Annotated in this window: 17 protein-coding genes and 1 pseudogene; all 18 read left to right on the plus strand. The window is 59.4% G+C overall.

Annotated features, from left to right (window positions below; all coding sequences use genetic code 11):
* Positions 1-100: 100 nt before the first annotated feature.
* The 18 genes and pseudogenes from AC1D08_RS17055 (at position 101) to AC1D08_RS17140 (ending at position 16,844) form a co-directional block, all read left to right on the plus strand.
* Positions 101-901: a hypothetical protein gene (locus AC1D08_RS17055; protein WP_477423605.1), complete on the plus strand. Its 801-nt coding sequence runs from the start codon at positions 101-103 to the stop codon at positions 899-901.
* Positions 902-938: 37 nt separating this feature from the next.
* The gene (locus tag AC1D08_RS17060; protein ID WP_457155305.1) at positions 939-1,265 is read left to right on the plus strand and encodes a hypothetical protein; all 327 of its coding nucleotides are present in this window, start codon (positions 939-941) and stop codon (positions 1,263-1,265) included.
* Between the two features lie 247 nt (positions 1,266-1,512).
* Positions 1,513-2,034 carry a hypothetical protein gene (locus AC1D08_RS17065; protein ID WP_477399616.1) on the plus strand — a complete coding sequence of 174 codons (522 nt, stop codon included), beginning with the start codon at positions 1,513-1,515 and terminating at the stop codon, positions 2,032-2,034.
* A 501-nt stretch (positions 2,035-2,535) separates the two neighbouring features.
* The gene (locus AC1D08_RS17070; RefSeq protein ID WP_477423607.1) at positions 2,536-2,904 is read left to right on the plus strand and encodes a hypothetical protein; all 369 of its coding nucleotides are present in this window, start codon (positions 2,536-2,538) and stop codon (positions 2,902-2,904) included.
* Positions 2,905-3,211: 307 nt separating this feature from the next.
* Positions 3,212-4,180: an ABC transporter substrate-binding protein gene (locus AC1D08_RS17075; protein WP_477227840.1), complete on the plus strand. Its 969-nt coding sequence runs from the start codon at positions 3,212-3,214 to the stop codon at positions 4,178-4,180.
* A gap of 14 nt (positions 4,181-4,194) precedes the next feature.
* Positions 4,195-4,908 (plus strand): L,D-transpeptidase, encoded by a 714-nt coding sequence (locus AC1D08_RS17080; protein ID WP_457155380.1) that lies wholly within the window; start codon positions 4,195-4,197, stop codon positions 4,906-4,908.
* Positions 4,909-4,933: 25 nt separating this feature from the next.
* Positions 4,934-5,260: a hypothetical protein gene (locus AC1D08_RS17085; protein ID WP_457155891.1), complete on the plus strand. Its 327-nt coding sequence runs from the start codon at positions 4,934-4,936 to the stop codon at positions 5,258-5,260.
* 652 nt (positions 5,261-5,912) lie between these two features.
* Positions 5,913-7,211 (plus strand): arylsulfatase B, encoded by a 1,299-nt coding sequence (locus AC1D08_RS17090; protein ID WP_477423609.1) that lies wholly within the window; start codon positions 5,913-5,915, stop codon positions 7,209-7,211.
* A gap of 413 nt (positions 7,212-7,624) precedes the next feature.
* Positions 7,625-8,473: an AI-2E family transporter gene (locus AC1D08_RS17095; RefSeq protein ID WP_477423698.1), complete on the plus strand. Its 849-nt coding sequence runs from the start codon at positions 7,625-7,627 to the stop codon at positions 8,471-8,473.
* A 245-nt stretch (positions 8,474-8,718) separates the two neighbouring features.
* Positions 8,719-8,956, plus strand: a pseudogene (locus AC1D08_RS17100) (IS1 family transposase); the annotation flags it as partial.
* A complete protein-coding gene (locus AC1D08_RS17105) occupies positions 8,953-9,228 on the plus strand; it encodes a hypothetical protein (protein WP_457154949.1) in 276 nt (91 codons plus the stop codon). The pseudogene AC1D08_RS17100 and the gene AC1D08_RS17105, both read left to right, overlap by 4 nt.
* A 92-nt stretch (positions 9,229-9,320) precedes the next feature.
* A complete protein-coding gene (locus tag AC1D08_RS17110; RefSeq protein ID WP_457154948.1) occupies positions 9,321-9,776 on the plus strand; it encodes a hypothetical protein in 456 nt (151 codons plus the stop codon).
* On the plus strand, positions 9,769-11,001 hold the full coding sequence (locus AC1D08_RS17115) for an HlyD family secretion protein (RefSeq protein WP_477399623.1): 1,233 nt from the start codon (positions 9,769-9,771) through the stop codon (positions 10,999-11,001). Before AC1D08_RS17110 ends, AC1D08_RS17115 begins: the two co-directional genes overlap by 8 nt.
* Before the next feature lie 302 nt (positions 11,002-11,303).
* On the plus strand, positions 11,304-12,701 hold the full coding sequence (locus tag AC1D08_RS17120) for a DUF3300 domain-containing protein (protein ID WP_477423611.1): 1,398 nt from the start codon (positions 11,304-11,306) through the stop codon (positions 12,699-12,701).
* A 74-nt stretch (positions 12,702-12,775) separates the two neighbouring features.
* On the plus strand, positions 12,776-13,681 hold the full coding sequence (locus tag AC1D08_RS17125; protein WP_477423613.1) for a DUF2950 domain-containing protein: 906 nt from the start codon (positions 12,776-12,778) through the stop codon (positions 13,679-13,681).
* A gap of 146 nt (positions 13,682-13,827) precedes the next feature.
* On the plus strand, positions 13,828-14,091 hold the full coding sequence (locus tag AC1D08_RS17130) for a hypothetical protein (RefSeq protein WP_457155351.1): 264 nt from the start codon (positions 13,828-13,830) through the stop codon (positions 14,089-14,091).
* Positions 14,092-14,411: 320 nt separating this feature from the next.
* On the plus strand, positions 14,412-15,677 hold the full coding sequence (locus tag AC1D08_RS17135; protein WP_477228451.1) for an alpha/beta hydrolase: 1,266 nt from the start codon (positions 14,412-14,414) through the stop codon (positions 15,675-15,677).
* A gap of 153 nt (positions 15,678-15,830) precedes the next feature.
* Complete coding sequence (locus AC1D08_RS17140) at positions 15,831-16,844, plus strand: Lnb N-terminal periplasmic domain-containing protein (protein ID WP_457154178.1); 1,014 nt, start codon at positions 15,831-15,833, stop codon at positions 16,842-16,844.
* The last annotated feature ends 278 nt before the right edge of the window (positions 16,845-17,122 follow it).

A 17,122-nucleotide genomic window follows, 5' to 3' on the forward strand; every position in this document is an offset into this window, starting at 1 on the left:
CGCCATGCATGACGATGGACGGTTTTCGCACCGTCAGGCACTCTTGTTTCCCAAGCAACAAATCCGCAAACGACGGCCAGCCTCAGGAGGGGACCCTGACATGATGACCTTCTATCGGACACAAGCCCTGGGGTGTGCTGTCCTTTCCTTCCTTTGGCTCGCCCATCCTGCCGGAGCCGCGGATGCGGTTTCACCCATGACGCCGGAGCTGAAGCCAGTCGTGACCGAACAGGGCTGGACGTTCTCCGTTGCGCCATATTTCTGGGCGGCCGGGATGTCGGGGGACGTGGCGCAGTTTGGTCTGCCCACTGTCGAGGTCGACTCGAGTTTTAGCGACATCCTGAAGAATCTCGACTTCGCGGCCATGGCCGTCGCCGAGGCTCGCTACGACCGCTACAGCATTTTCGGCGACCTCATGTATGTAAAACTGTCGGGAGAAAGTGGCACGCCGAGAGGCGTCGTTGCCAACAGTGTCGAGGTCTCGTCACAGACATTTTCAGGGCTGGTCGGAGCTGGCTATTCGATCCTCCAGAGTGACGCCGGACGTCTCGATTTCGTCGGCGCCATGAGGGTCTGGTCCGTAGACACGGACCTGAACTTCCATGGCGGTATCCTTGACGGCGTATCCGGCAGCGACGGAGCGACCTGGGCGGACGGCCTGGTTGGCGTTCGCGCGAACTACTCGCTCACGCCTGAAGTCTATCTGACGGGCTGGGGCATGGTTGGTGCAGGCGGCGCCAATGTCGACTGGGATGTCGCCGCCGCACTGGGCTACCGGTTCAACAAGCGGTTTTCGGCGGTCGCCGGCTACCGCGCGCTCGGCGTCAACTACCGCAATGACGGCTTCGTCTTCGATGTCGTCCAGCAAGGACCCATCATGGGACTGGTCATGCGTTTCTAGATCCAGGATCTGCATCAACGACAACAGGGAGGAAGTGATGACAACGAAATTTACATTCCGCAACTGCGCCGTCCTGGCCTTGGCTTTGGCCACTTTCGTACAGGTTGATGCGGTCTCCGTGGTCACACAGGGATCGATTTCATCTCAAGCGCTGGCCCGCGTTGGCCATCCTCTTACGCCCGGTAGTGCGGCGGGCGTCGCGCGGCGCACAACCCGGCGAACCATCCGCAGAACCAGCGTCTACGTAGCCAGTCTGCCGGCCGGTTGCGTCAAGACTTCGGTCAACGGGACGACAATCTGGCATTGCGGCGCGAAATATTATCAGCACACGGGGTCGAAATACGTAGTCGTCCTCGTTAACTGATCGGGCGCGGACAGCCACCGGCCAGGCCTGACCGATAACAGGTCGGCCCTAGCGACACGATCGTCCAAGCAACGACCGGTCGCGGGTCGTGCGCCTCTACGACGCGCCCGGCGGTTCGAAGTGACGGGGCGGAAGCGAGATCGAACTGGTGAAATGACTTCCGAGCAACGCCCAGGATGGGCGCGGCAGTCACGATCCACAAAACGGACACTCATGAGCAAGAACGCAAACAAGGGAAGGTAATACTATGCGAATCTTCACGACACTCATCGCGGCAGTAGCACTTTCGTCTGCGACGGCGGCATACGCACAAACACAAAATCCGCTTCCCAAGGCCAGCGATGTGCTTGTCCGATACGGGGACGACGTCGAGGGCTGGACGATCTATACAAATCAAACGCGTGGAGATTGCTTGATCGTGCGCCAAGATGGGCCAAGTTCAGTACAAATGGGCGTTACCGCAAATCAGGAGGTCGGGTATCTTGGCGTGTTCACGAAGGTGGATATCGGTCTTAAGAACGGTACCAAGTCGGACATCTTCGTCTCCATCGACGGCCATCTCTATAAGGGTGTGGCCACCAGCACGAGCGGCGAACTCAAGGGCGGATATTCTGGCGGCTACATCTTGACCGACGATCCGAAGTTCAAGCGCGACGTGGCGAAGAAATATAAGATGACCGTATTTCCTGAAACCAAGGGGGCCTTTGTCGTCGATCTGAAGGGGACGTTCAAAGCAATGGCAGTGGGCCGGAAATGCCTGAAGCACTGACCGCCCGCCAGGCAAAATTCCCACCCATCTCGGCCATTGGCTGGTGCCAGCAGACACATTCTTAACGCAGAACGCCAGGTTTCGAGATCGCCGCGGCCGGGGCGGCCGCGGCCAGCCGCTCCCCGGTCCATCAGCCGGCGGGGGTGGGAGATCGCCTTGTGGGCCCCTTTCAGGCGCGCCCGAACGACACCCCTCGTTCGCAGTTCGGGACCACTATGGAAACGTCCGGGACATCGAGAGATCGAGCGACCACTGCCGTCCCGATGGAATTCCGGAATTAGCCGGCGGTCAAACGTTCGGAGCCGCTTCAGGCAATTTGCAGGTGTCTGGAACAAATTTGCATCGACGACGTTTCGTATCGCTAATGACGACGTTTCGCACACGGTAAACATTGCCACCAGCGAGGACGCGATCATGAGAGTCCCGTCAGGCATAGCGACCTCCCTCGTCGCAACTTTTGTACTTGCGAGTTCTGTTCCAGTTGATGCCGCGCCGGTCTTCGTGCCCAGGGCACAAAGCGCTCAGTCCGATGTCATCCAAATTCGGGACGGCTGGTACAGGGGTTATCGCGGCTACCGCCACTACCATCGGCACAACGACTTCTGGGCCCCGGGCGGCGCATTTGTCGCCGGCGCGCTGCTCGGCAGCATGATTGCCAACAGCAACGGCTACTACGGCGGGTACTACGGAGGCGGTGACTATTACAGGGGTCCGTACTACGGCGATCCGTATTATGTCGATCGGTATGATGTCGATCCGTACTATGGCGATCCGTATTACCACGACCGATACTACGGCGATGGGTATCACTCAGACAGATACTATCGCCGATGTTCGCCCAGGGAAGCCGATTCCGGTAATTGTTACTAGCGATCGATCGTCATGGGCAGGGCGCCGCCCTTCGACTGATTTCCATGTGATCGGCACAGTTTAAGATTAAGCCGCCGATGCGAGCCGTTTGAACGGCCTCGTAGTCAAAAGTTACCCCGCCCTCCACGTAACTTACGTTCCGCTCCCGGCTCCATCCGGTAGTCTCGGGAGAAGACGAACCAATCAACGGGATGGAAAGCCGGCTGGCAGACAAAAGCGGTTCCGGCGGTGGTGTGCCGGTTGCGTGGCGGATCGGGAGTCCTCCCGTTGCCGCTGCGGTTCATGTCAGGTCCGCGGGGAGGGAAAAATGGACAGTCGATTTCGGCGACATCTGCTGAAAGTGTCGCTGGCGGCACTGACGATGCTGGCGGTACATGGCCGGTCCCTTGCGGCTGACCTCCTCATTGCAATGCCGAACTGGCCATCGGGCCAGGCCGCGGCCAATATCATCAAGTACGGATTGAAGGAAAAACTCAATCTGGACGCCGATGTGCGCGAGATGGGCTCCATGACCGCATTCGCCGGGATGGATACCGGGGAGGTCGACGTCTATCCGGAGGTCTGGCTTCCCAATCTCGATTCACTCGTCAAGAAATACGTCGACGGGCGCAAGACCGTGGACCTCAGTCCCAGGGGTGTGTCGGCTACGCAGGGCATCTGCGTGACGCGCGAGACGGCTGACAAATATGGCGTCAAGGACATTTCAGATCTGGCCGATCCCAAAAAAGCGGCCGTGTTCGATACCGACGGCGACGGCAAGGGCGAAATGTGGATTGGCGCGTTGGGCTGGTCGTCGACGAGCATCGAGAAGATCCGGGCCAAGAGCTACGGCTATGAAAAAACGATGACGCTCCTTCAGATGCCGGAAGACATGGCAATGGCCGCAGTCGATGCGGCCGCGGCAACGGGGCAACCGATGGCATTCTACTGCTACAGTCCGCACCATATGTTCAAGCTCCATGATATCGTCCAGTTGACCGAACCGAAATACGATCCGGCCAAGTGGCACATCGTGATGCCGAGCGACGACCCTGACTGGCTTACAAAATCTGAGGCGCCGGTGGCGTGGGACGCATCCCATTTCTACATCGGGTTTGCCTCATCGATGGCCAAGCGCCTGCCGAAAGTGGCGGCCTTCCTCTCTCATGTCGACTTCAGCTCAGACGAGGTCACCGAAATGAGCTACGCATTGCAGGTCGATCGGCAAGATCCCGCCAAGTACGCGCAGGCCTGGGTTGCAAAGCATCAAGACCGGCTTAGCGCCTGGTCGAAGTAGAGGCAGGGACGACCATGACCTTTTCGCTCGCAAACCGGTCCGTCACTTCGAAAAGCAATGATCGCAGATTGGCTGGCCGCTGCCTCGTTCTCGGCGCCGCGCTTGTCATGACCGCGATAGGCGCGACACTGGCGTATGCCGCTCAGACGCAGGTGTTCGATCCGCAGACACATAAGTGGGTCGACTACGACAAGAAGAAAGCGCGAAAATACTACGCAGCCCACAAGGAGGTGCCCGAGGCATTTCGCCCGCAGATGGTCCAATTCCGCACCGCTGAGGTGCCCGGTACGATCATCATCGATGGCAACAAGCATTTTCTCTATCTTGTGCAGCCGGGTCAGCAGGCCATGCGCTACGGCATCGGCGTCGGCCGGGAAGGCTTTGGATGGGCCGGTATCGTGCGCGTCGGCCGCATGGCGGAATGGCCGACCTGGACGCCCCCGGTCGAAATGGTCGCTCGGGATCCGAACGCGGTCAAATATGCGGCAGGCATGCCGGGAGGTCCCGACAATCCGCTCGGCGCCAGGGCACTCTATCTCTACGAGGGCGATCAGGACACGATCTACCGGATACACGGCACGCCGGAGCCCTGGACGATCGGGCTCGACGTGTCATCAGGGTGCATCCGGATGCGGAACGACGACATCACCGACTTGGCGTCCCGCGTCAAGGTCGGAGCCAAGGTCATCGTTCTGATGCAGGGGGCGGCCCTTTACAAGGGCGTTTGAAGCGGCATTCGGAGAGGGCCAAGCAATGTCGGAAAAACGTGCAGTGAGAAGATCGATCCTGGTTGTAGCTCTTGGATTCATGGCGCAGAGCTTGAGCGCTTGCGTCAGCACGCCGCCGCCTGCTCCGGAGCAGATGTCGAGGACGCAGGTTGAGACGGCTCCGGCGGATCTGCAGCTTCTTTGCGCCAACGCGGTCGCCAAGTCGAGCGGCGTCAACAGCGCCAAGATACTTCCGATCTCCTCGAGCAAGATCGATTCCAAAACTTATCAGGTCGAGCTCGATGCCGGCGGCAAGAAGACAAGCTGCCTCGTGGACACCGACGGCAACGTGAAATCTGTTGAGCCGGTTTGATTGCCTTTAGTCGAATTCGAATGTCTGAGTTCAGGTGCGGGCCACCGTTTTCCTCTCGACGTTCGGGAGGTCATGTCGCGGCGCCAGCTTTCCTGCCCACGCCCAATCGGTCGATGATCAGCATTCAACTGTGCGGCGTGGTCCCCCGCGCCGGCGGTTTCGCGCGACCCGTCACGATCTTGCGCCAAATGGATAGCTGCACATTATATTAGACGTAGCTTATGATTAAGTCCCGCGAGATCGATGCCCACGCAGGGCTGGTGGGGACTATGGATAGAGAAGACCCAATCGGACAAGTGCGCTTAGGACATCCAACGGCCTGTCGGGGCTATGCTGCAGTGTGGCGCGTCCTGACCGCTGCCCTGCCGCTTTGGGTACCGGGGAAATGATCGGCGCCAGCATATTTGGCGCGCAGGGTTTTGAACGCATGATTTGGTTTAGCAGAGCAGGGGCAAAACATGAGCAACGATCGAGACTTCCCGGCTGAAGCCGGCATCAGCAACAAAATCACGCGGCGAGACGCATTGATGGCCGGCACGGCGGCAGCGGCGTCGCGACTGGCTACACCGGTTGGCCTTTCGGCCTTGCCTGGGTTCAGCCTGCGGCCGCCCAGCCGGCGCTCCCCAACATCGTCTACGTCGTCGCTGACGACATGGGCTGGGGGGATGCCGGCTTCAACGGTTCCGATATCAAGACGCCAAACCTCGACAAGCTCGCCGAGGGCGGAGCTCGCTTCGACCAGTTCTACGCCCTGCCTATGTGCACACCAACGCGCGCGGCATTAATGACCGGCCGCTATCCTCTGCGATACGGACTACAGACGGGCGTCATACCGGCAGCGGGCACCTACGGGCTTCCGGTCGATGAGTACCTCTTGCCGCAGGTTCTGAAAGACGCCGGCTACAAGACGGCCATGGTCGGCAAATGGCATCTCGGCCATGCCAAGCCAGAGTTCTGGCCGCGGCAGCGCGGGTTCGACTATTTCTACGGCGCGCTGGTCGGAGAGATCGACCACTTTAAGCATTCCTCCCACGGCGTGAAGGACTGGTATCGCAACAACAAGCCGCTCAACGAAACCGGCTTCGACAACACGCTGTTCGGCAACGAGGCCGTGCGAGTTGTCGAGCGCCACGAGGGCAAGAGCCCGCTATTCCTCTACCTGGCCTTCACCGCGCCGCACACGCCCTTCCAGGCGCCGCAGGAGTATCTCGACCGCTTCAAGGGCATCGCAGACGAGAACCGGCGCAAATATGCAGCGATGATCTCGGTGATGGACGACGGCGTCGGCAAGGTGGTTGCGGCGCTCGAAAAGAAAGGCATGCGCGACAACACCATCATCGTCTTCCACAGCGACAATGGTGGCGTGAAAGACTCGCTGTTTGCTGGCGATTCGAAAGTCGGGGGCACACTGCCCGCCAGCAACGGACCTTATCGTGGCGGCAAGGGCACACTCTACGAGGGTGGCACCAGGGTCGCCGCCTTCGCCAACTGGCCGGGCAAGATCAAGCCGGGCGTTGTCGACGGCATGGTCCACGTTACGGACATGTATCCCACGCTTGCCGCCGTCGCCGAAGCCAAGCTGGAGAAGAACAAGCCACTGGACGGCATGAATGTCTGGGACGCCCTGAGCGAGGGAAAGCCGTCTCCCCGCGCCGAAGTGGTCTACAACGTCGATCCTCTGGCCGGAGCCGTTCGCAAAGGCGACTGGAAGCTTGTGTGGAAGGCCTCACTGCCGCCGAAGGCGGAGCTTTTCAACCTCGCCGCCGACAAATCCGAAGCTCACGATCTCGCTGCGGCGAACCCGGACAGGATGAAGGAGCTGCAAGGGCGCATCGTCGAACTGGCAGGCGAGATGGCCCCGCCGCAACTGCTTATGGAAGCAGTGCGGCTGACCTTCTTCGCGCCACCGGTAACGGCCGATCCATCGACACTGCTCAGCTTGGGGGACTGACGGCGGGATGGGCAGGCCGTTCGAGGCGCTGGTGCGCGAGATAGGCGCCTACAACTGCCGGCACCTTGCGGTGGTTTTGCAAGAAGGCCGAAAGACGTAAATAATCAATAAGATGCTTGGTCGTCTAGGCATCTAGGCATGACCGGGCAGCGAGGCATAAATAATGCACCCGAAGGCGCTAAATCCCGATCACGCTCTTCCGCGCTCGACCATGATTGATGCCGCACTTCGAATTGGGCTGATAGCCTTGCTGCTCTACGCCTGCGGAAGGATCATGTTGCCTTTTGCCGGCATCCTGCTCTGGTCCTGGCGGTGATGCTGAATCCGCTGCATCAGCGCCTGGCAGCTGGGTCGGCAATCGGTGGTCGGCGCTGCTGATAGGGCTGGTCAGCGTTGCGGTGATGCTGGTGCCGATGGTCACAGTGGTGACGTCGCTTGGGTCTTCCATAGTTTCGCTCGTCACCGCGTGGCAGAACCAGAGCCTGACCGTGCCACCGCCGCCGGCATGGCTTGCCGACCTCCCGCTGGTCGGCCGGAAACTGACGGAGACCTGGGCGCTCGTCGCCACCAACATGCCGGCGGCGCTTGCCAAATACGGCCAGATGTTGAGCGCGCCCGCGGCACGGCTGATGTCGTTCGTGGGCGGTCTGGCCGCGGGTGAACTATCGTTTGTCCTTTCTTTCGCGATTGCCGCGGCGCTCATCGCCTACGGCAAGGGCGCCGCCGAATTCGCCAGGCGCCTGTTGGAACGTGTCACCGGCAGCACGGCACGCGGGGCTCACCTGGTTACGCTGACCGCCGCCACGATCCGCGGCGTGGCAGTAGGCGTTGTCGGCGTGGCAGTGATCCAGGCGCTGCTCGTCGGGATCGGCTTCTTCGCCATTGGCCTCCCGGCAGCCGGACTTTTGACTCTCGCAACGTTTTTGCTGGCTCTTGTGCAGCTGCCGGCGGTGCTGCTGACCCTGCCTGTCATAGTTTATGTCTTTTCGACGGAAGCAAACACGCCGGCGATCATCTTTGCGGTCTGGACCCTTTTCGCCGGGCTCAGCGACAATATTCTCAAGCCATTGATGCTCGGCCGCGGGCTGGAAGCGCCGATGCCGGTAATCCTCATTGGTGTCATCGGCGGCATGCTTGCCGACGGCCTGCTCGGCCTGTTTACCGGCCCTGTGCTGCTCGCAGTCGCCTATGTGTTGCTCAATGACTGGCTGCACCAGCCCACAGTCGAAGGCGAGCCGCAGATTGAGGATCCGGCGCCGTGATTGCGGTTCCTGTTCTCGGCTGCTGGCGATGTATGCCTTGCGCTCCAGGCTCTAACCGCCTGTTCATAGTACAACATTCGGCCGCGAAGCGGCCGTGACGAGCGCGGTCAAAAGTTCGCGCTTTGTCGAAGTGGAATTGTACCGATTCCATTGATGAAGCCCAGCGACCCGCGTCTGCGACGGCAACCTAACTGGAGAAGGGAAGGCCGTGCCGGTGGCCGCGCCGACGTGCGGGCTGTGCTCATCGGGACACCCGCCTGACCAACGGCCTCTCAAAGAAGGTGGAAGCCCACGCTAACGCGATCGCGCTGCACTTCGTGTATTACAACTTCGTGCGCATCCATAAGACGCTGCGTGTTACGCCGGCCATGGCCGCTGGCGTGACTGACAAGCTTTGGGAATATTGTCGCGCTGATTGAAGCGAAGGAAGCTGAGAAGCCGACCGTGCGCGGGCCTTACAAGAAAAGGTATGAGACGACATGACGCCTCGCGAAGGGGAATACGCCGTCAAACTTCTGCTCTCTCGAAACGGAACCGAGTCGATTGTCAGGCTAAGCAATGGTGCCGCACTTCGGGTGTTGAATATTGTCCCCGGTCGTGACGCCGGAGACGAGTTCGACCACATATCAACCAACATTGCAGACGCGCATGTGGACCGCGAGAGCGACTTTTTCTATGCGTCGGAGGTGCGCGAGATTGCGACCGAAGACGGAACCGTGCTGTTTCGCTCAACAACTACTGAAATTTCAAACTGACCCACTACCCGTCCCTCCAAACCATCGACAGGCAATCTGGAGAATGGTACCTTGGCTGGGCTGGCCGTGAGAGTCTTTGTGGGAGAGCCGAAATGGCGGACACGATACATCCTGCGGCGATCGAGCATTTGCCGATCTTCGTCACTGCGCCCGGCCAGACCGATTGGCTGTTCAATGTGGTCGTCGTCCTGATTTTGGCAATGATCCTCATCATCGGCAATCTGTACTTTCAACTCCATGCCCTTCCGGAACGAATGGCGCATGGATCGAAAAAAGTGCAAATGGAGATTGTGGCTGTCCTTTGTCTGATCTCGCTTTTCACCCACAATCATCTTTTCTGGATCGCGGGTCTGTTGCTGGCGTTCATCGAGCTGCCGGATTTCAAGACGCCGATGTCTTCAATTGCACGCTCGCTCGAGAAACTGTCCGGACGCGATCCCGCCGCCGAGGAGCGGGCGGAGGAGCAGGGGGAAGAGCAGGCGATGGTGCAGCCTGGTCCCGAGCAGAAAATCGACACCGCGCGCATGGATGCTCTGAGCCATGTTTGAGCTAATTCTCTGTTCGTTGCTCACGGTCTTTCCGGACTATCTTTTCCGCCGTTATGTGCAAGGCAAGCGTATCGGGCGCGAGATCAACCTCTATACGATGTGGTACGAGTTGCGCTGGGGCATCACGGCGTGCCTGGTGCTGACCGTTTCGTTGATCACCCTCATTTTTTACTATCATCCTTCGACGACAAACGTCTCGGCGATATTCCGCACCGTTACCATCCTTCCCCAAACCACCGGCCGTGTTGCCGAGGTGTTCGTTGACGTTGGCATAAATGCAAAGGTCAAGGCTGGTGATCCGCTCTTTCGGCTTGACAGTTCCGAGCAGGAAGCCGCGCTCGAGACAGCAAAGCGCCAGATAGCCGAAGCCGACGCCGAGGCCACGGTGGCGCAAACGGACCTTGCAGCGGCGGATGGGCTCATCCAGCAGGCGCAAAGCGCCTACCAGCAGGCCTTGGACGAACTGGAAATGAAGCAGCAGCTGGTGAAAAAGGACGTCGTTTCGATTCGGGAGGTCGAGCGGCTGCAAAACGCCGTGGATGGTCGCAAGGGTGGTCTTGATGCCGCCGTCGCAAGCAAGCGGACCATCGAAACGAAGATCAGCTCGCTGCTGCCCGCCCAGAAGGCCAGTGCGGAGGCAGCACTTGCGCAGGCACAGGTCGAACTGGATAAAACCCTGGTTCGGGCCGGCGTCGCCGGAACCGTCCAGCAGTTCACGCTTCGGCCCGGCGATGTCGTAAACGCAATGGTGCGGCCCGCCGGCATCCTGGTCCCGGAAGACGCCGGACGTGGCGCCCTAATTGCCGGCTTTGGCCAGATCGAGGCGCAGGTGATGAAAGAGGGGATGATCGCCGAGGCCACATGCGTCGGCAAGCCATTTACGATCCTTCCCATGGTCGTGACCCAGGTACAGGATGTCATCGCTGCCGGACAAATCCGGCCGACAGATCAGCTTGTCGACGTTCAACAGCTTTCGAAGGGTGGGACGCTCACCGTCTTCCTCGAGCCGCTCTTCCCGGGGGAGCTCGACGGCCTGCCGCCGGGCAGCAGCTGCATCGCAAACGCATACACCAACAATCACGACGCGCTCGCGGCAAAGGACATCGGCACGCTCAATTGGGTGTTCCTGCATGTGGTGGACACCGTAGCTATCGTGCATGCCATGATCCTTCGAATTCAGGCATTGTTGCTGCCCGTCCAGACTCTCGTGCTGGGTGGCCACTGAAGGATTGTTCGAGTAGACCGTGACGAGCGCGCTGCCGATTGCAATCGATCTGATCTTATCAAAGGCTTGGCTTTGCTTGGCCTCTGCCCTCTTTGCGCCAAGCGGCACCGCTCCGCAGGCTCGCGCCCCGATGCGCTAACCAGCGAGGTTCGCAAGTGAAGGGTCGCACACGTAGCATACAGTTACTTACATTGCCCCTCGGCAGGTAATGCGCCAACATAACGCCAAGGCATGATCACTCGCCCGGACTCGGCGACAGAACATCGCTGACAACCAGGTTCACATACCTTGGAGGGACGGCAATGGAGATCAAGTTTCCGCGTTGGCCTGTTGGGACTGTGGCCATACTAACGTTCTTGATCTGCTCGGGTCCGCCCTCTTTCGCGATTGCTCAGGATCAAGTCGCTGCTACAGCCAGCGCAGCGGCTACCCCGGCGCCCGAACCGCTCGACGAGGATGAACTCGAAGTTCTGGTAGCGCGAATAGCGCTCTATCCCGATGAACTTGTCGCGGTGATTTCCGAAGCGTCGCTTTATCCATTGCAGATCGTGGAAGCGAACCGGTTTTTGGATCAGGTCGCCAAGAAGCCAGGCCTGAAACCGAAGGAGAGCTGGGACGGAAGCGTCATCTCACTGCTCAACTATCCCGACATCGTCAAAATGATGAACGACGATCTGGAGTGGACCCAGGCGCTTGGCGACGCACTGACGTATCAGCAAAAAGACGTTCTGGTCGCCATTCAGCAGTTGCGCGACACGGCTGTCGCCAAAGGCGTGATCAAGTCGGATGACAAGATCAAGGTTGTCGAGGAGAACGACAATGTCGTCATCCAGTCCGCGAGCGCAGACACGATCTACGTTCCACGGTATGAGCCGCAAATGCTCTATACCACCGACTATCCGGTCGCTCCGATCTCCTATTATCCAGACTCCTACCCAAGTTATTATTACCCCACTGCGCCCTATTTCGCGGCCTTCGTGACAGGCGCCGTCTGGGCAGCGGCAGTGGATTGGGATGACTGGGGTGTGTCAGGAGGCCGCTGGAACGGCAACGATATCGATATCGACTGCAACGATTGCTTCAACAACAGAAACGGCAAGGTCAATTTCAACGACGTCGACTGGAAAAACGTCGACCGTTCGAAAATAAATTTCGACAAGAACCAATTCGCCAACGTCGACAAATCGAAGATCAGCAATCGGGTCAAGTCCGACGATCGCAACAATATGCGCAACAAGGCGTCCGATCTAAAAAGGGACCGAGCGAGCACGCTTGCCGGAAAGTCCGGCAAGGTGAAGGACGTCCGCCAACGCGAAATCAGAGAGGGCTTGAAAAACCGCCCCCCGGCGTCGAGGCAGGATTTCAAAAAGCCAACCAACAACAATCAGATTGCCGGGGCACGAAAGAACGATCGCCCTGCAGCCAAGGCGTCAGGGAGGATCGATCGCCCGGTTGGCAAGCCGAGGCCGGCAGCGAGAGTGGACAACAGGCCGAGGAATCCTTCGGGTCTTGGCAACGTCAGCTCCGGAAAACGTCAGCAAATTTCCTCCAACCGCGGTGCGAGGAGCATGGGAGGTGGAATTCGTAGCGGCGGCGGTGGCGGCAACAAAATGATCAGGCACGGCGGTGGCAGGCAGGGCGGCGGCGGGCGCGGCGGCGGCGGGCGCGGCGGTGGCGGGCGCGGCGGTGGCCGGCGTTAATAAATTTGGCGAGGAGAACCGACATGAAAACGTCCGTCCGGAGTCTTGTTCTACGTTCGCTGCTCGGGGCCGGAATGATCTTGAGCATTGGCGCGGGTTCCGCAAATTTTGCCAGCGCGCAGGAGGTGCACAGCCTCGAGGATTACGTGGCCAAAAAAGGTCCGCCGCTTTTCGATGATCCCTCGGCGGCTGTGGACGCGTTCAAGTCAGTCCTGGCAAAGGATGATTTCGATGGACTGGCCGTACTGCTTGGGCTGGATGCCGCAAAGCTGAGGACAAGTGAAGGCGTGATGGATACCTACACGCAGATCCGGCAAGGCGCTGCGAAGACGGTGATAGTGCGTGATCTTGGCGACCGCAAGGAACTCGACATTGGCGACAAGCTATGGACGCTGCCATTCCCCATCGCCAAGGGCAAGGACGGCAAGTGGGCTTTCGATACCCAGGCTGGCATCGAAGAGATCATCAACCGGCGCGTCGGGGAAAATGAGATCACGGCGATCGAAACGGTTCGCGCCTATGTGGAAGCTCAGCGTGACTACGCTTCAGAGGACCGCGACGGCGATGGCGTGCTGGAATACGCCCAGAAGCTGATCAGCAGCGAGGGCCGAGCCGACGGGCTATATTGGCCGTCCGACGAGACCAATGGCGTCAGTCCGGCAGGCGATTTCATCAACCAGGCGGCTCTCGACAAGGCGAAGAAAGGCAATGGCTATTTTGGGTATCGCTTCCGCATCCTGACCGGCCAAGGCGCGAATATCGCCGGTGGCGCCTACAACTATATCATCAACGGCAACATGATCGCGGGTTTCGGGCTGGTGGCCTGGCCTGTGAAATATGCCGAAACGGGCGTCAAAACCTTTGTGGTCAATCAGCAAGGTATCGTCTACGAGGCCGATCTAGGCCCGAAGACGGAGGCTTTGGCCGGCGCGATAAAGCAATTCAATCCCGACGACAAATGGCAGGTGACAGGTGATTAGCCCGGTTCGGAAACGGTGATCCCATCGCCAATGCCAACCTCGTCGGCAGAGGCGCCTTCATGATCAACCCGAATGGGTGGTTCACGACCCTAGTGACACAGCAGTTCAAATATTGCCCGCCACTAAATCGGCCGATCAAGTGCGACGTGTTGACGTCGTTCGCCGCCGTCATTGCTGTTCTTGCCGTGGGTGGTTCGGCTTTGGCAGCCAGCGTGGTTAACAAGGACAGCAAGATCCGAACGTTGATCGTGACGGAAGGCGGTAGCAAGACGAAGCTTGCACTGCATGCCGGCGAGACCGTGGAATTCTGCCCGAACGGCTGTTTCGTCACCTGGCCCAATGGTGACCTCGAGGCCCTGACCGGGTCGGAAACGATCGAGATTTCGGGTGGCGTCGCCCGCATCAAGTAAAGTCGGCGGCATGGCTTGCAGCGGCCGGGTACTCGACGACCTCTTCGTTGAATGCCTCGCTGTTTAGTTAGGAGCGGACCGGCGGCGCGCAGCCAGGCGAAATGTTGAGACGCGGGGCCCAGCAGTTGCGCAAAAGAACGGATTCCGGTACTTGGTTGGTGGTGTGGAGCAGCGTGCCGATCGGATCTTGGGTGCCACTGTCGAGGCAATCATTGTCAACTGACTTCGATTGGCAACAAGCAGTATCCGAGGCGGCTTGTTGACGTTGCACACGTGAGGGGGACGTTTTGGAAGCCGGCTTTGCAGGCGAGTTCAAATTCATGTGTATCCCCCGTGCGTTGCTGGCATTCGCACTGATCGGCCTGTCTGGCGGTTGCGCATCTCGTCCAACGAATGTGTTGTTGCCCGTAGCCGATACATCTCCGGCATCCAGCAAGGTGGAGATGCTGGTGACGACGACCCGCGCGCGCTCCACCAATCCGGCCGAGATGTATACGGGCGAACGCGGGATAGCTCCTTCATTCGCGGACGTTACGGTGTCGATCCCACCAGCGTCGGTGCGCAAGGTCGGCGAGGTCGCCTGGCCCAAGAAGCTGCCCTCAAACCCGGCAACCGATTTCGCGGTGGTGAAAGCCGAAGAGTTAACACGGGATGGCGCGAAGGAATGGCTGCACGCCACTGTCAGGAAGAGCCCGGACCACAGCGTGCTGGTATTCGTCCATGGCTTCAACAACCGCTTCGAAGACTCCCTTTATCGCTTTGCGCAGATCGCTCACGACACAGGCACCGACAGCGCTCCGATCCTGGTCACATGGCCTTCCCGAGGCAGTACGCTGGCCTATGGCTACGATCGCGAAAGCACGAATTACACGCGAGATGCGCTCGAGACGCTGTTCCAATACCTCGCTCGCGATCCTGAAGTGAAAGAGGTTTCGATCCTCGCCCATTCGATGGGCAACTGGCTTGCGTTGGAATCCTTGCGCCAGATGGCCATCCGCAATGGCGGACTGCCGGCGAAGTTCAAGAACGTCATGCTGGCCGCGCCTGACGTCGATGTCGACGTGTTTCGCACACAGATTGCCGACATGGGCAAACAGCACCCCCAGTTCACCCTCTTTGTCTCGCAGGATGACCGGGCGCTCGCATTTTCGCGACGGGTCTGGGGCAACATCCCCCGGCTCGGCTCTATCAATCCGGAAGAGGCTCCATACAAGGAAGAACTTTCAAGCAACAATGTAACCGTCATCGACCTGACGAAGGTCAAGTCCGGAGACAGTTTGAATCACGGCAAGTTCGCCTCGTCTCCGCAGATCGTCCAGTTGATTGGAGCGCGGATGGCTGCTGGCCAGACCCTGACAGACAGCAGGGTGGGCCTTGGCGACACGATCGTGCAAGCGACGACCGGCGCGGCGGCTGCGGCTGGCAGTGCTGCAGGGTTGGTGATTTCGGCACCCGTTGCAGTGGTCGATCAGAACACCAGAGAAAACTACGGCAACGAGGTCGAGAATTTGACCGGCTCTCGAAGGACACAGGCCAACAAGGGCTGTACTTTGCCAGCGACCTCCACGAAAGGTTGTAAGAAGTAATTGTTCCAGGCTAGGGCCGGCAACAAAGCTTTATGGATGCTCCATCTCGAAGTTGGTTCCAGCGCCCGTGAGAATGGCATTCGGACGGCAGCAAGCGACTCCGGCCGCCCCTGAAGAGACGCCTCTGTTGGTACCGTAGGGCTGGAAGGGGGAATGATGCGTCGCATCGCTCAAATCTCGTTCGCCATTATCTTGTCGCTCGCCATTGCCGCCGTAGCTGCCTGGGCCGGATTTGCCATGTGGTATCGCCTGCCTGCGGGAGAGCTCGGCCGGGCTGCGGCCTGCGCCCTTTTCATCTTGTTCGGCCTCGGCACGATCATCGCGCTGTTCAGCCGTTTTCGCTTCCGGGCGCTCGTCCTGTTTCTCGCCGCGTTTGCTGCGGTTCTGGTCTGGTGGAGCACCATCAAGCCTTTGGGCGACGCCGACTGGGCGCCCGATGTCGCCCGTCAGGTAACCGGGACGCGCGATGGAAACCTGTTAACCCTGAAAGACGTGCGTGATTTCGAATGGCGCAGCGACACCGATTTCACCGAACGTTGGACAACCCGAACCTACGACCTTTCCACGGTTCAGACCGCCGACCTCTTCATGTCCTATTGGGCTGGACCGAAAATGGCCCATGTCATCATGAGCTTTGGCTTCTCGGGCGGTGAATATCTTGCTTGGTCCATTGAGGTGCGGCGCCGTGTAGGTGGCGAGTTTTCGCCCATAGCGGATCTGTTCAAGAGCAATCCCTTGGTTATTATCGCGGCCGACGAGCGAGACGTGGTCGGTGTCAGGTCAAATGTTCGGGGAGAGGACGTCCAGATCTATCGCCTGAAAGCATCGCCTGACGCGGCCCGGACGCTTCTGCTGGAATACGTCTCGGACGCAAATGCGCTTTCCACGAAGCCTGCATTCTACAATTCGATCACGACGAACTGCACGACGACGATCGTCAAGATGATGCGAGCAGTCGGCGACGTGGTTCCATTCGACTGGCGGCTCATTGTTAACGGCTATCTTCCTGATTATGCGTACGACCGCGGTGCGCTCGATACCCGCTTGCCATTGTCGACCTTGCGGGAGGTGGCCCACATAGACGACCGTGCGCGGAAGTCGGGCCTTTCACCGGATTTTTCGAGATTGATCCGGGTTGGTGTGCCGTCTCCAGGCCTTGGCAGTTGATCTGGGAAGGGGCTCGCAGGTGGGCAAGCTGGTCGAGCGGCGCAGTTGTTATTTTGCATCGCCGAAGACGTGAGCCATTCAGCGCTTCCTCGCGGCGCTGCCTCTCAGTCAGCGATGGAATGTCGCCCAAACTTCTCTCAACACGCCCGCTCCGCTACGATGAAACACACCCGTCGAATGGGCCATTGTCGTTTGCATACTTGCTTACGGCGAGGCGTCAAATCGAGAGCTGAATGAGATGTTGGTTTTCTAAGAATCGAGCCAGAAGAAAGCCACTG

The sequence above is a fragment of the Mesorhizobium sp. P2_E6 genome, from assembly GCF_056403835.1.